The following is a 17,256-nucleotide window of genomic DNA, read 5'->3' as shown; positions in this document are numbered from 1 at the left end:
TGGACATTGAAATATTCGATTAGGAATGAAGCTTATGATTAATAAGAAGAAGTGTCTAGCCATCATTCCTGCAAGAGGCGGTTCTAAGGGTGTTCCACGAAAAAATATACGGGAAATAGCAGGGAAGCCGCTCATTGCTTGGACGATTGAAGAAGCGAAAAAATCGAAATATATCGATCGTTTTGTTTTATCTTCCGAGGACTCAGAGATTATGGAGATTGCACGCATTCATGGTTGCGATGCCCCCTTTGTACGGCCTGCCCATCTTGCGCAGGATGAAACATCAAGCATGGATATGGTTTTTCATGTTCTGAACGAATTACCTGATTATGATTTTGTGATTCTGCTTCAGCCTACTTCTCCATTGCGAAGCGTAGAGGATATTGATGGTTGTATTGACGCAATGTTGGGGTTTGATGCTCCTTCTTGTGTTAGCGTAACAGAACCAGAAAAATCACCATATTGGATGTATAATCTTCAAGGGAATCATAGATTGCAACCTCTTATTCCACAGGTGTCAAAGGCATCACGTCGCCAGGATCTAAAGAAGGTCTATGCATTGAACGGGGCGGTATATGTAGCTAGTGTTGATACGTTAGCTGATGCCAAATCATTTGTAACCGATGACACGGTCGCATATATCATGCCAAAAAACCGTTCCTATGACATTGATACAGAAGAGGATTTTTTAATTTGTGATTTGTTGATGAAAAACAAACTTAGTCATCAATAAGTCAGCCATTGGGATATTTGAGATAAGATTCTGTTGGTGGTATCGGATTGGGAAGAAGCGATAACAGAGTTACAGAGAGGAAATATCCTCGAATAAGTCTAGCCGTTATAAATAAGAAAATTTAGGAGGGATATTATGGTAACACCAATTCGTATGGGTGGCTTAGTTTCAGGTATGGATACAGAGTCAATCGTCAAAAATCTCATGAAAGCTCAGAGCGCACCGCTAAATAAACTTATTCAAAAGAAGCAAACAGAAGAGTGGAGACGCGACCAATATCGAGAAATGAACGCCCTCCTATCCGATTTGAAAAATAAAACCTTTGATATGAAGCTGCAATCTACTTATCAAAAGAAGGTATTAACTTCTAATAATGATTCAATTGTTTCTGTAAAACAAAAGGGGAGTCCGAATGCTTCTATATATAATGTAGAATTACAGGTGCCCCCTGTAGCAGCACAGGCTGAAACCTCGAAGTTTACGATTAAAGATGGTTTGGTAAATGGGACTACATTAATTGCAGAGGATTTTGCCTTCACAATTGGTTCAGATCCTAATAAGCATAGTATTGATGTAACCATCACGGATACCATACACAGCGTGGTAGCAAAAATTAACGCACTATCATCACAAACAGGTGTTACAGCTAGCTTTATGCAAGATGATAAATCCATAACGTTCACTTCGAATGGAAAATATCCAGCTATTAATATAAGTACTGAATTTCAATCTAAACTGGGCAATGCAGCGGTTCCCCCGCAAAACAAACCAGCTGTAGCTGGAACAGCAGGAAGCGCACTTATTAACGGCGTTTCATATGCAATCAATAGTAATACATTTACATTTGATGGTGTTGAATTTAACATCAAAGGTCCAGGAAAAGCACAAATTAGTCTAAAACCCGATGAGGACGCAGTTTTTAAATCAGTTAAAGAATATGTAGACAAATATAACGAAATTATTGATAAGATAAACGGTAAGTTAAGTGAACGCACCTACAGAGATTATAAACCTTTATTAAACGAAGAGAAGGAATCATTATCCGATAAGCAAGTTGAACAATGGGAACAAAAGGCCAAGAGCGGCTTACTGCGCCAAGATGCTTTGTTATCTAATGCATTATCTCAAATGCGTCTAGCTTTATCAGCGAATGTTACTGGCGCTGGAATGGATGCAAAATATGATAATCTAAGTGAGTTTGGAATTACAACGGGTGATTATTCAGAAAAAGGGAAGCTTTATATTAATGAAACGAAGCTAAAAGAAGCCATTTCTATAAATGGGAATGCTATAATGGATCTGTTTACTAAAAAGAGTACTTCAACAGATGCTACTACTAAATTTTCCGAGAGTGGCTTGATCGAGCGTTTATACGATCAAATTAACGGTACGATGGCTAAACTTACAGAGAAAGCTGGAAGTTCTGGATCATTTTCAGACAAGAGTATTCTTGGTCAAGGTCTAACTAGAATTAATACAGATATTAGTAAATGGGAAAAACGATTAGAGGACATAGAAAGTCGTTATTGGAAGAAGTTCACCGCAATGGAAACTGCGATGAGTAAAGCGAATGCCCAAGGAAATTGGTTATCACAACAACTAGGTTAAGTTAGCTGGATTTTTTTAAAAAATCATTTTTTAACAGCTTCAGAAGGAGTGGGTTACATACTATGAATACTTCTCTAGATTCTCTGCTTAACGATTTTTTATCATATACATTTACGTTGGAGCAGAGAATATTAGAAGATAATAGTGAGCCTGAAGAATGGGTAGAACTTCTGGATAAGAGACAAGAGGTGATTGATCTTGTGTCAGAAGCATTGGAACACGGATGTTCTTTTACCGAGATTCAGATACAAACCTATCTTCAACCAGCATATGAAGTTGATCAAAGAATTTTTCCAATAATGAATCGTAAGAAACAGAATTTGGGATCTGAAATAATGAACATGAAGAGAAGCCAAGCTGTTAATCAGCAATATGGGGATTATGGTAACTCACACTCTCCATACGGTGCATTTTTCGATAAAAAGAAATAATAGTGGGCAGAGGCTCTCTCTTAGGAGAGGCCTATTTTTATTTATTCATATTGTGATATACCCAATAAAATATACAAGATTTCTTCTAATGCAAAAGAGAATAGTTACCGATATATTAACTAGGACTATTGATGCGGAAGGAATGATAGGTAATGAACACTAATATACCGGCTACAGTGACGAGTAATCCGTCGATTAGAGTTGCTACTAGTATGGATTTAGCTAATATTGGGGCAGTGAAAGAGAGTTCAAGTACGGTAAGTGATTCTCAACAACTTTCGAAATTTTCAAGTTCTTCGGAACTGAAAAAGGCAGAGGCCCGCGGTGAGCATGTCGCAATTAGCGAAGAACAGCTGGTTAAGGCCATCGATAGAGCAATTAAGGCCATCGAAGGGAAAAGCACAAACCTAGAGTTTTCTGTGCATAAACAAACGAATATCATTTCAGTGAAAGTATTAGACAGTGCATCGGGTGAAGTCATTCGTGAGATTCCTCCAGAGAAAACGTTGGATTTTGTCGCTAAAATGTGGGAAATGGCTGGTATACTTATCGATAAGAAAGGCTAATTCATTATTGTAAGATGATGAACTCACACAGCACATAAATGACATTTTAATTTAGTTCTAGGAGGATAAACAATGCAACTTCAACAACGTAATAAGTATCTTCAAAACACAGTTCAAACGGCAACTCCAGGACAACTACTTATTATGCTCTACGATGGCGCTATTCGTTTTTGCCGTCAAGGAATTGAAGCAATTAGAGAACAACGTTATTCAGATGCAAATACAAGTCTGCTACGGGTTCAGGATATAGTTAGTGAGTTTGTTATTACAATCGATCGTTCTAATCCTATATCAGAAAACTTGCTACACTTATATGAGTATTTTAATATGCGATTAATTGAGGCGAATATGAAGAAGGATGTAGAACCGGTTGAAGAAGTGCTTTCTCATCTGATTGATTTAAAAGAAACCTGGATTCAGGCAGCTAAACAATATAACCAGCTAGCGGCACAAACGAGTGGAAACACGTTCAAACAAACACAATCGACAGTTATTTAACTTGAATCTTGCAAAATTAACGATCCGAGCCTAAAGAAGGCAGACAGGTAGTGCATGTGGTCATTAGCGCGTTATGAGTTCATCTTCAGATCCCTGTCGAACAGTGGCTTCTTTTGCATCGCTTGTTCAAAGTAATAGAGCAATAATTGCCCCTTTTGCTGGTGACGGAATCTCTTGACCACATCACCAAGGGTTAACTTGGTTGAAAGTGTGGACCATTGCATTCGGTGCAGCTCTAAGAGATTTTGGGTCAGAAATTGTATGACCCAGTAACGATTAATGACCTTAAAAGAAAATAATTGGTATTGATCAAATCCAAGCAACTCCTTGAAGTAGCGGTATCCCGTTTCAATATGCCAGCGTATACGGTAATAGCTTAGGAACGTAACGAGATCCAAGCTGAGATCAGTACACACGATACAAAACAGACACACGGCAGCATCAAACTTACCTTTTCAATATAATAACACCTTAGCAATTTCTGTATCCGCAAGCGGTCCTTCATAGGTAAATACACGGTAACGTTTGTTCTCCATGGTTACGGAGCAGTGATCGCTGTTAACGATATAAGTTGCCGCGAAGTCGGACAGCGAGAGATTATATTGGAAAATTTCAGATCATCTGGATTCCATGGGTTTTATATTTCAGTAAATTATACGGCAGAGATGATCATGGAATATTTCAAGTGCGGATATCGTTGGGGGTAGAAATCTGGTATATTTATGAGAAAGAACGTATGGGAACGGCAGGTTCCTTAAGTTTAATTGAGGACATACCCTAGGAAGTGCTATTCGTTGTTAATGGAGATTTGTTGACCAAAGTTAATTTTAAGCAGTTGCTAGATTACCACAACGAGATGAATGTTTTGGCTGCGATGTGTGTGTGTATGAATTTCAAGTCACTTACAGATTTATTAAGAGACTGGTTGAAATCGAATAAAATCCCGTAAAGAAATATTTTATTAATAGCGGTATCTATGTGATTCAACTCGAACTGCTTGAGCTTATTCCAACAATGACGTTCTTCGATATGTCTAGTTTGTTTCAAACTATTATGGGAAGAAATAAGAGGCAGCTGTATTCCCGATAAGAGAATATTGGGTTGATATTGGACGATTAAATGACTTTGAACGAGCAAATGGCGATTATGTCGAGAAATTCGAATCTCTTATGAAAGGATAATAAAAATGATGAAACAAGACGTAAAAGGGAGATACAATCTGCCTGAACAAATTTTGTATTGCAAAGAATGCACGATTTCGAACCAAAGACCCCGGATAACTTTCGACGAGAACGGAGTTTGCAGCGCTTGTAATTATGCCAGGTATAAGCGTACTAATGTGGACTGGAACCAGCGTGAAAAGGAATTAATAACATTGCTAGATAAACATCGTAAGAGTGATGGTTCTTATGATGTCATTGTGCCTTGCAGCGGTGGCAAGGATGGAGGTTTTGTAGCGCATCAATTAAAATACAAATACGGTATGAACCCATTAACGGTAACATGGGCCCCCCACTTACCAACCCAAATAGGTCGTGAGAATCTGGATCAATTCATAGCATCAGGCTTCGACAACGTATTAGGTACTCCAAATGGAAAAGTTCATCGTTTAATGACCAAACTATCATTTTTGCATCTTGGTGATCCATTCCAGCCTTTCATTTATGGGCAGACGAATTTTCCTCTAAAAGTTGCTATTCAGAATAATGTTTCTCTTATTATGTATGGGGAGAACGGCGAAGTAGAGTACGGCGGGGACATGAAGAATGCATTTAAGCCAAACCGCGAAATTGCAGATCATGACAAACATTACTTTTCGGGGCTTCCGCCAGAATTTTGGTCAGAACATGGTGTGTCGGATCAAGATATTTTTCCCTATAAGTCACCTAGTTATGAAAGTATCATTGCAAACCAGACGGAGATTCATTTCTATGGATACTATAAGTTTTGGGATCCACAAGAAAATTATTACTATTGTTCCGAAAATACTGGATTTAATGCCAATTCTGAACGTTCAGAAGGTACATATTCCAAATATGCAAGCTTGGATGACAAAATAGACGGATTTCATTATTATTTGGGCTTCATTAAGTTTGGTATAGGGCGCACGACATCTGATACCGCGCATGAGATCCGTGACGGTAAGATCACTCGCGAAGAAGGAATTGCTCTAGTCAAGAAATACGATGGAGAGTTTCCAAAAAAGTATTACAAGGAATTCCTAGAGTATTGCGGAATTACGGAAGAACAATTCGAGAAAGTTGTTGATAGCTGGCGTGCAGATCATATATGGGAAAAAGAAGCGAATAACTGGAGATTGAAACGTGCTATATGGCAATAGTAGATCTTCAGTAGGACGGTGATTTGTATTGGGGAATACAAGGATAATAGCGAGACTCGATATCAAGGGTGACAAGTTAATAAAAGGGGTTCATTTAGAAGGATTGAGGGTTGTTGGAGATCCTCAGAAATTTGCACAACGATATTACCAGGCGGGCATTGACGAAATTATCTTTATGGATTCTGTTGCTAGTTTATACGAGCGTAATAATTTAGCGGAAATCGTGAAATATACAGCTGAAAATGTATTCATTCCCTTTACAGTTGGGGGCGGCATACGTTCTTCTGACGATGTCCAGCGATTGCTGAGAGCAGGAGCTGATAAAGTTGCTGTCAATACAGCAGCTACCCGTGACCCGCAGTTAATTACAGAGATATCCCGTCGTTTTGGATCCCAATGTATGGTTTTGTCTATAGAAGCAAAACGGATCGGGGATGCGAAGTGGGAAGCTTACATTGAGAATGGGCGTGAGCCTACAGGGCTGAATGTTGTGGAATGGGCGATTGAAGCGGTACGGATGGGAGCTGGAGAAATCTTACTGACTTCCATTGACCAAGAGGGAACTAAGAAGGGCTTTGACTGTGAACTAGTGAAAGCGGTAAGTTCACAGGTCCCCGTTCCTGTAATTGCTAGTGGCGGGATGGGTGAAATGGGGCATTTTGAAGCGGTAGTGAAAGATGGCTATGCGGACGCAGTTGCTATGGCAGACGTACTACACTATGATCGGATTTCTTTAGTCGATCTTAGGTTATATGCAGCGAAACAACAAATAAAAGTTAAACATGTTAGGGCACTGGAGAGACAAAGATGAATCGTGTAACTGTAATAGACTACGGTTCTGGCAATATATTGAGCGTCAAACGAGCATTAGAGTTCTGTGGGGCTGTTGTAGAAGTAACAAGTAACCCACAAGTCCTTAATCAATCAGAACGCATATTGTTGCCGGGTGTAGGAGCGTTTGGAAGCGGCATGCGAGCGTTAAAAAATCACGGGTTGGTGGAGGCACTTCAAGGATTTTCTCTTAGCGAAAAGCCATTAATGGGTATATGCCTAGGTATGCAATTGCTATTCGAAAGCAGCGAAGAGTTTGGTTATAATGAAGGTTTGGGTTTGATTCCGGGCGTCGTTATTCCCATTCCACTCAGGACAACGACAGGTACTAACCATAAAGTACCGCATATGGGATGGAATGAGCTGAGACGTGGAAAAGAAACGTCAACATGGAAAAATACGATTCTGGAAGGGACGGAGGAGGGGAGCGCTGTCTACTTTGTTCATTCCTTCATGGCTAGGCCCAGTTCTGAACAGGTGACCCTCTCAAATACTCAGTATAACGGATGGGATATACCAGCCATCGTCAAACTTTCCAATGTCTATGGGTGCCAGTTTCATCCAGAAAAAAGTGGCGAGATCGGGCTTCAAATTCTAGAACAGTTTATTCAACTAAAGTAGGAGAATATATAATTGAATTGAATATAAAGAAGGATGTAGAACCTGTGGAAGAAGTGCTTTTCCATCCAATTGATTTAAAAGAAACCTGGATTCAGGCAGCTAAACGATATAAGCAACCAGCTTCACAAGCGAGTGGAAACACGTTCAAACAAGCACGATCGACAGTCATTTAATCGAATTAAAAGATTGAGTTGCCGCCCTGAGGGTGGCTTTTTTTTTATTTAAGTCTCTTACGGTTGAAGAATTGAGAATAGCCCTGCGTTAAAAGAATTAAACATTGAGCATTGCTTTTCCGATAATTATCATAATGTTACAACTCTTCATATCAATTAACTAACACGCTAACAACATAGAATCGGAGGAATAGACTTTGGGGACTCTAGTTTATAAAATTAAACCTCATGCAGATATTGAGTTAGGTTTTGACAGAGAAGAACTGGACTATTATGTCACGTTACCGGATGCCGGTGTAACTGAAGAAACTGGATTGATACTAACTATCCCAGGGTTTGGTGGACTTGCTAATTCAAGTTATCAAATAGAAAAATTAAATCCATACCTTGCTGAAAAATATAATTGTATAGTGGTCGCCTTGAATTATTTTGGTATATACCGAGGAACCGAGACGAAATTGGACGACCACTTCATTCATAATATGGAAACGGTCTATGGAGTTCCAAGTACTTACTGGCATAATATTTCGTCTGATAACGATTTTTATACGAAGGTAGGGGAACTGTTAGAAAGCAAAGGAATATCCAAGTTAGATCATCAATGTCAAGCTTTAAAGATCACGGGACGGCAAGAGTACCAGTCCTTTGGATTTTTACCTGCTCTGGATAACCTAACTGTGCTAGGTGAAGTTCTCAAAAATTACCCTGCAGTAAATAAGAAAAAAATAATTGCCTACGGTTCTTCATACGGCGGATATATAGCTATGCTTTGTGGCAAATTTGCACCCCATACATTCTCAGTCATCATTGACAACTCAGGATTTTCACGTTCAGAAATGAAATATATTGTAGGTAGAGAAATATTAGAAACTGATTTAGCTGTTACTGTTAATTTCCGTAACAAACTTTATACTGTGCCATTCGCATATAACAATCCTTGGACGATCAAGGATGAGACATCACCCTACTATTTTGGTGATTCTCATAAGCAGATTCGTAATCTGTTAGTTAGAGAGCATAGGGTTAAATCGGATACACGATATTATATTTTTCATTGCGAAGAGGATCAAATAGCTTCCGTGGAAGACAAAGATAAAGTGACTGCGCTGTTGATTAATTATAATTCTACCTACTATAAACGAGTCGGAATGAATGACCTTGACGGTGCGCTTTTTAAAACATATGCACACGCAATGGATGCATCCCTTCGAAAACTGTTTGATCATGTTGCTGAACAAGACAAGGAATATGGATTGGTGAAAGAAACGAGTGAAAATGAATTTAGTAATAATGAAGTCAACTCATTAAATTGTGGTATCAAAAATTATGTTTTTAATTTCAAAAACGATTTTACAATGAAAGTCACTATAACAGATAACATAAAAACAGAATATAATTTAATAAATTCATATCAGATAATGAGCAAATTATTGGATGTTTGCGAGTCAATAGATGAAGGTTTTAACTTTATCGTTACTAAGATAGCGGACAGAGATTATAATGAAACTTTTGGAGTTATGCAGGATATACTAGATGCACACACAGCTATAAATTTACAAATAGATACGTTTTCCAGATTCCTAGGTGAAAATAACCTGCGCTCAGTTAATGAGCAGTTCAAAAACTCTCTTTCAATGACTGTTGTACATTTCAACAATGAAGACTGGGATTTGTTGGATAACCAGTTATCACAACAAGTTATACCCTATTTTTTAGCGTGGAAGAAAGAACTGCACCATATTATCACACCCTATATCACCCATTAAACGTCGATATAGCTCTCCCATATAACAAATGTTTTGTGGTCATGGTCGGAGCAACTTAGCACGTATTCGGACATATCCCACAATCCAGTCTCGAATTCATGATCCTTCAACAAAACCGTATCGCTTTTCTCTAAATTTAGTAGTGACAATATACATAAGAAGTCGGGCATTACAATCACCCGTCTTCTTTGTGTTTCCTCAACATAAATAAAGAAACAAAGGTTAATTAATTTGTTTGTAACTAGCTAAGGAAAACAGTCTACATGCTTAATGCTATTTAAAATATTTTTTGAGCAGATACCGCAGATTGAAGATTCGTATGACGCTCACCTTTAGGGCATAATAACTAGGAATCGACATCATCCGATAAGTGTGAGTAGTGCGATTAGACCTTTGTGTATCCGCTTACAATAAATTGTTTGACAATTCAATAAAGTGGGTGTTATAGTCAAATTGTGGGTTATACAAAGCGATGCCTCACAGTATTTGAAGATGAAGGGAATGTTTGCACATGCAAGGTAAAGTTAAATGGTTTAACGCAGAAAAAGGTTATGGATTTATCGAGACTGAGCAAGGCGGCGACGTATTTGTTCATTTCTCCGCTATCCAAACTGAAGGTTTCAAAACTCTTGAAGAAGGCCAATCCGTCGAATTCGATATTGTTGAAGGCGCTCGTGGTCCACAAGCAGCTAACGTAGTTAAACTGTAATTATCCGGCTGATCCAGCCAACCTATAATTTGGATCATTAAACAAGTAACTTACCAAGCTCCGGGAAACCGGGGCTTTTTTTTGTTGTCTGAAGTAAAATAGGGTGTCCGTGACTAAGTTGTGACAAGTCTAGTAGTTCTATAGTTTTATTTATCTGAATATTCTAAATTGATAAAAAACTATTTTGATTTGAACGCCTACATATGCTATAATAAGACTATGTAAAGGAGGAGTTCCCCATGAACTACAACATTCGAGGTCAACACTTTCAAGTGACAGACGCATTGAGAGACTACGTCGAAAAGAAACTCAGCCGATTGGATAAATATTTTGAAGCACCAATCACCTCCGAAATTAACGTAACACTATCCGTCACCAAAGGGAAACATGCAGTTGAGGTGACCATACCGCTCACCGGTGTCATGCTAAGAGCCGAGGAGAAAAGCGAGGATATGTACGCATCGATTGATCTGGTTGCGGACAAACTCGAACGACAAATACGTAAACATAAAACTAAAGTAAATCGTAAGTTCCGTCAAAGCAGCGGTGTACGCGCTCTATTTAAAGAAGAAGGCTCCGCGGTGGGCGTTCTGGAAGAAGAGGATGATCTAGAGCTCGTTCGTACTAAGCGTTTTGCACTCAAGCCTATGGATGTGGAAGAAGCGATTTTGCAAATGAATATGGTCGGACATAATTTCTTCGTCTTCTCGAATGTGGACAACAAAGAGGTCAGTGTTGTGTACAAACGAAGTGACGGGAAATACGGTTTAATTGAGCAAGGCTAGCCATCATTATACACAACTTTGAAGAGCCTTTTCTCCTTTATGGAGAGAGGCTTTTTCTTTTACAATCATCCTCGTTGCGGCGGTGTCGACAAACTGATACAATTTAATGCAAAGAGGCGTTACTACGAAAGGGGAATTCCATGCTCGGATTAGTGAAAAAGATATTTGGTGACCATAACGAGCGCGAGGTAAAGCGGATCCAACGGACGGTAGATGAAATAAATGCGATTGAGTCAAAATTCACTGCTTTATCTGACGATGCGCTTCGCGCGAAAACTGAGGAATTCAAAGCAAGAATTGAAAAAGGCGAGTCATTAGATAAAATATTGCCTGAAGCTTTTGCAACAGTTAGAGAAGCATCCAAGCGTACGCTTGGCATGCGTCACTTTGATGTGCAGCTGCTCGGCGGTATCGTTCTTCATGAAGGTAAAATTGCGGAGATGAGAACGGGTGAAGGTAAAACGCTCGTTGCGACCCTTCCTGTTTATTTGAACGCATTGCTTGGCAAAGGCGTACATGTTATTACGGTCAATAATTATCTAGCGCAACGTGATAGCGAGCTTATGGGACAGCTGTATGGCTTCCTAGGCATGACTGTCGGATGTAATCTTCACGGCTTGTCGCATGACGAGAAGCAAGAAGCATATGCATGCGATATTACGTATGGTACAAATAATGAATTTGGTTTTGATTATCTGCGCGACAACATGGTGCTATACAAAGAACAAATGGTTCAGCGTCCTCTTTATTTCTCCATTATCGATGAAGTGGATTCCATTCTTGTCGATGAAGCGCGGACTCCGCTTATTATTTCTGGACAGGCTGCTAAATCAACGGAGCTCTACTTCGCCGCAGACCGCTTTATTGGCCGTTTGAAGCCTGAAGAGGATTTCACGATCGATATTAAGCTTCGCAGCGTTATGCTGACTGAGGCAGGCGTTGAGAAGACGGAGAAGGCATTCCAAATCGAGAACCTATTCGATCATGCGAATGTAACGCTCAACCACCACGTACAGCAAGCGCTGAAAGCGAACTTTATTATGAAGCGCGATGTGGATTATGTTGTGGAAGAAGAAGAAGTTGTCATCGTTGATGAATTTACTGGTCGTCTAATGTCTGGACGTCGTTATAGCGATGGTCTTCACCAAGCGATTGAAGCGAAGGAAGATCTGAAGGTTCAGAACGAGAGCATGACGCTTGCGACAATTACTTTCCAAAACTACTTCCGTATGTATCGCAAACTTGCTGGTATGACGGGTACTGCGAAGACAGAGGAAGAAGAGTTCAAGCGTATTTATGGACTCGACGTTATTCAAGTGCCTACTAACCGTTCCATGATCCGTAAGGATATTGCAGATGTTGTCTACAAATCCGAACTCGGTAAATTTAAAGCGGTCGTAGAAGAGATCGTAGAACGCCACAGTAAAAATCAACCAGTGCTCGTAGGTACAATTTCTATCGAGAACTCGGAGAAATTATCAGATATGCTGAAACGCAGAGGCGTTACGCACAAAGTGCTCAACGCGAAGTTCCATGCGGAAGAGGCAGAAATTATTTCGCGCGCTGGTCAAGCGGGCTCCGTAACGATCGCAACGAACATGGCTGGTCGTGGTACCGATATTTTGCTAGGTGATGAGGTTGCTGAACTAGGCGGCTTGCATATCATTGGTACAGAGCGCCATGAAAGCCGTCGTATCGATAACCAGCTGCGTGGTCGTGCTGGACGTCAAGGCGATCCAGGTTCATCACAGTTTTATCTATCGCTTGAGGATGAGCTGATGCGCCGCTTCGGTTCTGAGAATATTATGGGCATGATGGATAAGCTGGGACTGGATGAGGATCAACCGATTGAGAGCCGGATGATTTCTAGAGCGATTGAATCTGCTCAGAAACGCGTTGAGGGCAATAACTTTGACATTCGGAAAGTTGTTCTACAATATGATGATGTCATGAACCAGCAGCGTGAGGTTATCTATAAGCAGCGCCGTGATATTCTTGGTTCGGAGAACATCCGCCAAGAAGTTATGGAAATGCTTAAGCCTGTCATCGAACGTATAGTTGAAGCTCACTGTTCGGAGGATATTCCGGAGGAGTGGGATCTTCAAGCAATCGTTGATTATGCGCAAGCGAACTTCCTGCAAGAAGGATCTTTGACCAAGGAAGAGATTTGGGGCAAAGAGAAGGAAGAAATCATCGACTACATTTATGCTGAAGTCGTTGCTTCCTATGATGAGCGTGAAGCAGAGCTTGGGGAAGAAACGATGCGCGAATTCGAGAAAGTCGTTGTGCTTCGTGCGGTAGATAGCAAATGGATGGATCACATCGATGCGATGGATCAGCTCCGTCAAGGTATCCACCTGCGTGCATACGGCGGTACGGATCCGCTTCGTGAATATCAATTTGAAGGCTTCGAGATGTTCAAGGAAATGATCGAGAGCATCCACGAGGAAGTTGCAAGATACATTATGAAGGCACGCGTAGAGAGCAACCTGGAGCGTCAAGAAGTAGCTCAAGGCCAAACGACTACAACAAGCGGCGGCGGAGAAGCTATGGAGAAGCGCCCTGCTAAGCGTGAGGACCGTGTAGGTCGTAATGATGCATGTCCTTGCGGCAGCGGCAAGAAATACAAGCAGTGCCACGGCAAGTAAGGAACGGCATCAAATAGCATGGCATAAAATAAAGAATGAACCATTATTTTGAGGTGAAGCGGAAGCTATGATAGACATAACGGTTAAACAAGACCTGCGTGAAATGGCCAAGCGGCTCCAAGAGCTTAGGGGGTCCCTTTGACTTAGATCTTAAGCAAGAAATGATTGCTAATTTCGAGGAGAAGATGACTTTCCCTGATTTTTGGGATGATAATGACAAAGCGCAAAGCGTTATTTCTGAGCTTAATGCGGTGAAGTCAGTTGTGGATCATTACGACGGGATGAACAGCGAGCAGGAAGATCTTCAGATGATGCTGGAGCTAGCGGAAGATGAAGGCGATGAGTCGCTTGCATCAGACGTTGTGAGCGGCGTGGAGAAGCTCATGCGCAAGATTAGCGAGTTTGAGCTTCAACTGCTGCTTAATCAGCCTTACGATAAGCTTAATGCGATTCTTGAGCTTCATCCTGGCGCTGGCGGTACGGAGTCTCAGGACTGGGGTTTAATGCTTTACAGGATGTACACGCGCTGGGCGGAGAAGAGCGGCTTCAAGGTTGAGCTTCTTGATTACTTGCCCGGTGATGAGGCCGGTATTAAAAGTGTCACCATTTTGGTGAAGGGCTTTAATGCCTATGGGTATTTGAAGGCAGAGAAAGGCGTACACCGTTTGGTTCGCATTTCTCCGTTTGATTCTGCTGGTCGTCGTCACACGTCGTTTGCTTCCTGTGATGTAGTCCCAGAAATCGATGACAGCATTGAGATCGAAATCCGAACTGAAGATCTGAAGGTGGATACGTACCGCGCAAGTGGAGCAGGCGGACAGCACGTCAATAAGACGGAGTCGGCTATACGTATTACCCACATCCCTTCAGGCATTGTGGTTGCTTGCCAGCAGGAGCGTTCACAAATTCAGAACCGGGAACGTGCGATGAAGATGCTTCGCTCTAAGCTCTATGATCGGAAGATCGAGGAGCAGAGGAAGCATTTGGCGGATATACGCGGTGATCAATCGGAAATCGCGTGGGGAAGCCAAATCCGTTCTTATGTTTTCCATCCATACAGCATGGTGAAGGATCACCGTACTTCTGTAGAGACAGGTAATGTCGGCGCGGTTATGGATGGCGACATCGACCCTTTTATCGATGGATATTTGCGTCATCAGATTCGTCACGAGTAATTTGCGACCATATACAAATGGATAGCTTCAGTGAAGAGTTCCAACACGGTAAACGTGTGGAACTCTTCTTTTTGCGATAATCGGCTTGCGAGGAGATAAAAAGGGATGAAAGAAAGCACGGCGAAGCGGAGAAAAGGTGGACGCAGTTATAGTCCACGAACCCAATCCGTATGGAATATTGTTCAGCTTCTGATTGGTTCAGCTATCGTAGCGATTAGCTTCAATATGTTCATGGTACCTAATGGAATCGCTTCTGGAGGTGTATCGGGTATATCTATTCTCGTCCAAAGAGCAGCAGGCATTACTCCTGCTATCACGCAATGGGCGATTAATATTCCGCTGTTTATTGCGGGTTTGTGGCTGCTTGGCAAACGATTTGGCGCAAAAACAGCGCTAGGATCGATTATTTTGCCTCTATTTGTGCTGCTGTCAAACGGCTGGCCATCACCAACGGACAATCCGCTGCTTGCGGCTATTTATGGCGGTATCGGGGTTGGTCTAGGGCTCGGGCTTGTTTTTCGAGGAGGGGCTTCGACAGGCGGCTTGGATTTAGCTGCGCAAATATTACATCGCTACACAGGCCTTCCGCTTAGCTTAGCGATCGTTTGTTTCGACGGCTGCGTCATTATTGCGGCTGGAATAATCATTTCTCCTGAGGTTGCGCTATACGCTTTGATTGGTTTATTCGTGACAAGCAAGACGATTGATTTTGTACAAAGCGGATTGCAGCTATCCAAGGTAGCTTTTATAATCAGCGACCATTCGGATGATGTTGCCGAAGCTATTCTTAATGATTTGGATCGTGGTTTGACGCGGCTTGATGGTCACGGCGGATATACTGGCGAAGGGCGTACGGTATTGATGGTAGTAGTCGGTCAAAATGAGGTGCCGAAGCTGAAGCAAATTGTGAAGTCCATTGATTCTGGCAGCTTTGTGATAATTAGCAATACAGCAGAAGTAATTGGGCAGGGCTTCAAGCTGGACAGCTAACGAAATAATATAATATCCAAACGATACCAACAACGAGCTTTTTGTGCTAAAATGAAACGAGAACATTTGTTCTTGTTATGTTGAAAGCATCTCTCAAACAATTCATAAATTGAGCAAAATTATCATCATTTGTTCGTTGTATTAATATGAATTCAAATGTATAATAATACGAAACAATGTGCGTATTTCCATCAACTTCCGAATGTTGTACAATTATAAGTTGTGGAAGAAAACATCCTTTCCGCGTGCGGAAAGAGCAATAGATGAAGCTGCATAGCAGGGGAAAAGACAGCTTGCAGCATCTAGTTTCGGGGAGAGATTAACATGAGCATAAAGGTGAAAATAGCGATTATCGGTTCAACTGGCTATGGCGGTGTAGAACTCATTCGATTGCTCGCATCCCATCCGCTGGCAGAGGTGACATCGGTCATTTCGTCATCCAGCGCAGGTACGTCAATAACAGAAGGATATCCACACCTCATTGGCATTAGCGAAGAGCTGCTTGATGATGTCGATCCTGCTGCGATTAAAGCAAAGGCAGATGTTGTATTTCTAGCTACACCTGCTGGCGTAGCAGCTAAGCTGGTTCCAGCTTTGCTTGAAGTTGGTTTGAAAATTATAGATCTATCAGGAGATTTCCGTTTGAAATCGCCAGCTTTATATGAGCAGTGGTATAAGAAGCCTGCAGCGGATGAGGCTTACTTGAAGCAAGCCGTGTTTGGCCTTGCTGAAATATACGGCGACCAAGTGAAGGATGCTCCATTTATTTCTAATCCGGGTTGTTACCCAACTGCGACGCTGTTAGGGCTTCTCCCAGCTGTCAAAGAAGGCTGGATTGACTCGTCTACCATCATTATTGATGCCAAGTCAGGCGTTTCCGGTGCTGGCCGCGGTGCGTCGCTAGGCACTCATTATTCAGAACTTAATGAAAATTTAAGAGCATATAAGCTAAATCAGCATCAACATATTCCAGAAATTGAAATGGTTTTATCTCATACGGCTAATAAGCCAGTCGTGACTACTTTTACAACTCATCTCGTACCAATGACGCGCGGCATTATGTCTACGATGTATGCTGTCGTTCAAGGCGAGCGGAGCACTAGCGATTTTATTGATCTCTATCGTTCCTACTATGAAGGACGTAAGTTTGTACGTATTCGTCCAGAAGGACAATGGCCATCTACTAAAGAAGTTTGGGGCTCCAACTATTGCGATATCGGCTTTGCCGTCGATGAGCGTACGAATCGTGTAACTATCGTTTCTGTTATCGACAACCTGGTTAAAGGCGCTGCGGGTCAAGCGATTCAAAACTTGAACCTGATGATGGGCTGGGACGAGACGCTCGGTTTGCAATTCGTTCCCGTTTATCCTTAATTAATAA

At 41.4% G+C, this 17,256-nt stretch carries 17 protein-coding genes; 16 read left to right on the top strand and 1 reads right to left on the bottom strand.

What is annotated here, in order from left to right; genetic code table 11:
• The first annotated feature begins 34 nt into the window (after positions 1–34).
• From AC0VYE_RS31815 to fliS, 5 genes are all read left to right on the top strand, one after another.
• Complete coding sequence (locus AC0VYE_RS31815) at positions 35–733, top strand: acylneuraminate cytidylyltransferase family protein (RefSeq protein WP_475444778.1); 699 nt, start codon at positions 35–37, stop codon at positions 731–733.
• A gap of 135 nt (positions 734–868) precedes the next feature.
• Positions 869–2,341, top strand: coding sequence for a flagellar filament capping protein FliD (fliD, locus tag AC0VYE_RS31810; protein ID WP_475444776.1), 1,473 nt, complete (start codon positions 869–871; stop codon positions 2,339–2,341).
• A 62-nt stretch (positions 2,342–2,403) separates the two neighbouring features.
• Complete coding sequence (locus AC0VYE_RS31805; RefSeq protein WP_076266183.1) at positions 2,404–2,772, top strand: flagellar protein FliT; 369 nt, start codon at positions 2,404–2,406, stop codon at positions 2,770–2,772.
• Between the two features lie 212 nt (positions 2,773–2,984).
• A complete protein-coding gene (locus tag AC0VYE_RS31800) occupies positions 2,985–3,338 on the top strand; it encodes a flagellar protein FlaG (protein WP_475444774.1) in 354 nt (117 codons plus the stop codon).
• Positions 3,339–3,410: 72 nt separating this feature from the next.
• A complete protein-coding gene (gene fliS, locus AC0VYE_RS31795) occupies positions 3,411–3,836 on the top strand; it encodes a flagellar export chaperone FliS (RefSeq protein WP_076266182.1) in 426 nt (141 codons plus the stop codon).
• Between the two features lie 71 nt (positions 3,837–3,907).
• Here fliS and AC0VYE_RS31790 read toward each other — a convergent pair whose 3' ends face one another.
• A complete protein-coding gene (locus AC0VYE_RS31790; protein WP_475444771.1) occupies positions 3,908–4,252 on the bottom strand; it encodes a hypothetical protein in 345 nt (114 codons plus the stop codon).
• Positions 4,253–5,022: 770 nt separating this feature from the next.
• Here AC0VYE_RS31790 and AC0VYE_RS31785 point away from each other — a divergent pair.
• From AC0VYE_RS31785 to argC, 11 genes are all read left to right on the top strand, one after another.
• On the top strand, positions 5,023–6,177 hold the full coding sequence (locus AC0VYE_RS31785; protein ID WP_475444769.1) for an N-acetyl sugar amidotransferase: 1,155 nt from the start codon (positions 5,023–5,025) through the stop codon (positions 6,175–6,177).
• A 28-nt stretch (positions 6,178–6,205) separates the two neighbouring features.
• Positions 6,206–6,988 carry an imidazole glycerol phosphate synthase subunit HisF gene (gene hisF, locus AC0VYE_RS31780; RefSeq protein ID WP_475444767.1) on the top strand — a complete coding sequence of 261 codons (783 nt, stop codon included), beginning with the start codon at positions 6,206–6,208 and terminating at the stop codon, positions 6,986–6,988.
• Positions 6,985–7,629, top strand: coding sequence for an imidazole glycerol phosphate synthase subunit HisH (gene hisH / locus AC0VYE_RS31775; RefSeq protein WP_475444765.1), 645 nt, complete (start codon positions 6,985–6,987; stop codon positions 7,627–7,629). The genes hisF and hisH overlap by 4 nt, the downstream gene beginning before the upstream one ends.
• A 44-nt stretch (positions 7,630–7,673) precedes the next feature.
• Positions 7,674–7,802, top strand: coding sequence for a hypothetical protein (locus tag AC0VYE_RS31770; protein WP_475444763.1), 129 nt, complete (start codon positions 7,674–7,676; stop codon positions 7,800–7,802).
• Between the two features lie 197 nt (positions 7,803–7,999).
• Positions 8,000–9,568 (top strand): DUF2920 family protein, encoded by a 1,569-nt coding sequence (locus AC0VYE_RS31765; protein ID WP_475444761.1) that lies wholly within the window; start codon positions 8,000–8,002, stop codon positions 9,566–9,568.
• A 511-nt stretch (positions 9,569–10,079) separates the two neighbouring features.
• A complete protein-coding gene (locus AC0VYE_RS31760; protein ID WP_028608231.1) occupies positions 10,080–10,277 on the top strand; it encodes a cold-shock protein in 198 nt (65 codons plus the stop codon).
• A gap of 239 nt (positions 10,278–10,516) precedes the next feature.
• Complete coding sequence (gene hpf, locus AC0VYE_RS31755; RefSeq protein ID WP_441874782.1) at positions 10,517–11,062, top strand: ribosome hibernation-promoting factor, HPF/YfiA family; 546 nt, start codon at positions 10,517–10,519, stop codon at positions 11,060–11,062.
• Between the two features lie 140 nt (positions 11,063–11,202).
• Positions 11,203–13,710 (top strand): preprotein translocase subunit SecA, encoded by a 2,508-nt coding sequence (secA, locus tag AC0VYE_RS31750; protein WP_076266177.1) that lies wholly within the window; start codon positions 11,203–11,205, stop codon positions 13,708–13,710.
• 67 nt (positions 13,711–13,777) lie between these two features.
• Positions 13,778–14,885 (top strand): peptide chain release factor 2 gene (prfB, locus tag AC0VYE_RS31745; RefSeq protein WP_441874784.1). Its coding sequence is split into 2 segments (ribosomal slippage): positions 13,778–13,849 and positions 13,851–14,885, totalling 1,107 coding nucleotides; the frame shifts between segments, so codons are not numbered across the junction.
• Between the two features lie 105 nt (positions 14,886–14,990).
• A complete protein-coding gene (locus AC0VYE_RS31740; protein ID WP_475444757.1) occupies positions 14,991–15,875 on the top strand; it encodes a YitT family protein in 885 nt (294 codons plus the stop codon).
• A 324-nt stretch (positions 15,876–16,199) separates the two neighbouring features.
• Positions 16,200–17,249 carry an N-acetyl-gamma-glutamyl-phosphate reductase gene (gene argC / locus AC0VYE_RS31735; protein WP_475444755.1) on the top strand — a complete coding sequence of 350 codons (1,050 nt, stop codon included), beginning with the start codon at positions 16,200–16,202 and terminating at the stop codon, positions 17,247–17,249.
• The last annotated feature ends 7 nt before the right edge of the window (positions 17,250–17,256 follow it).

This window comes from Pristimantibacillus sp. Z349TD_6 (assembly GCF_056173205.1).
This window is presented reverse-complemented; position numbering and strand designations above follow the sequence as displayed.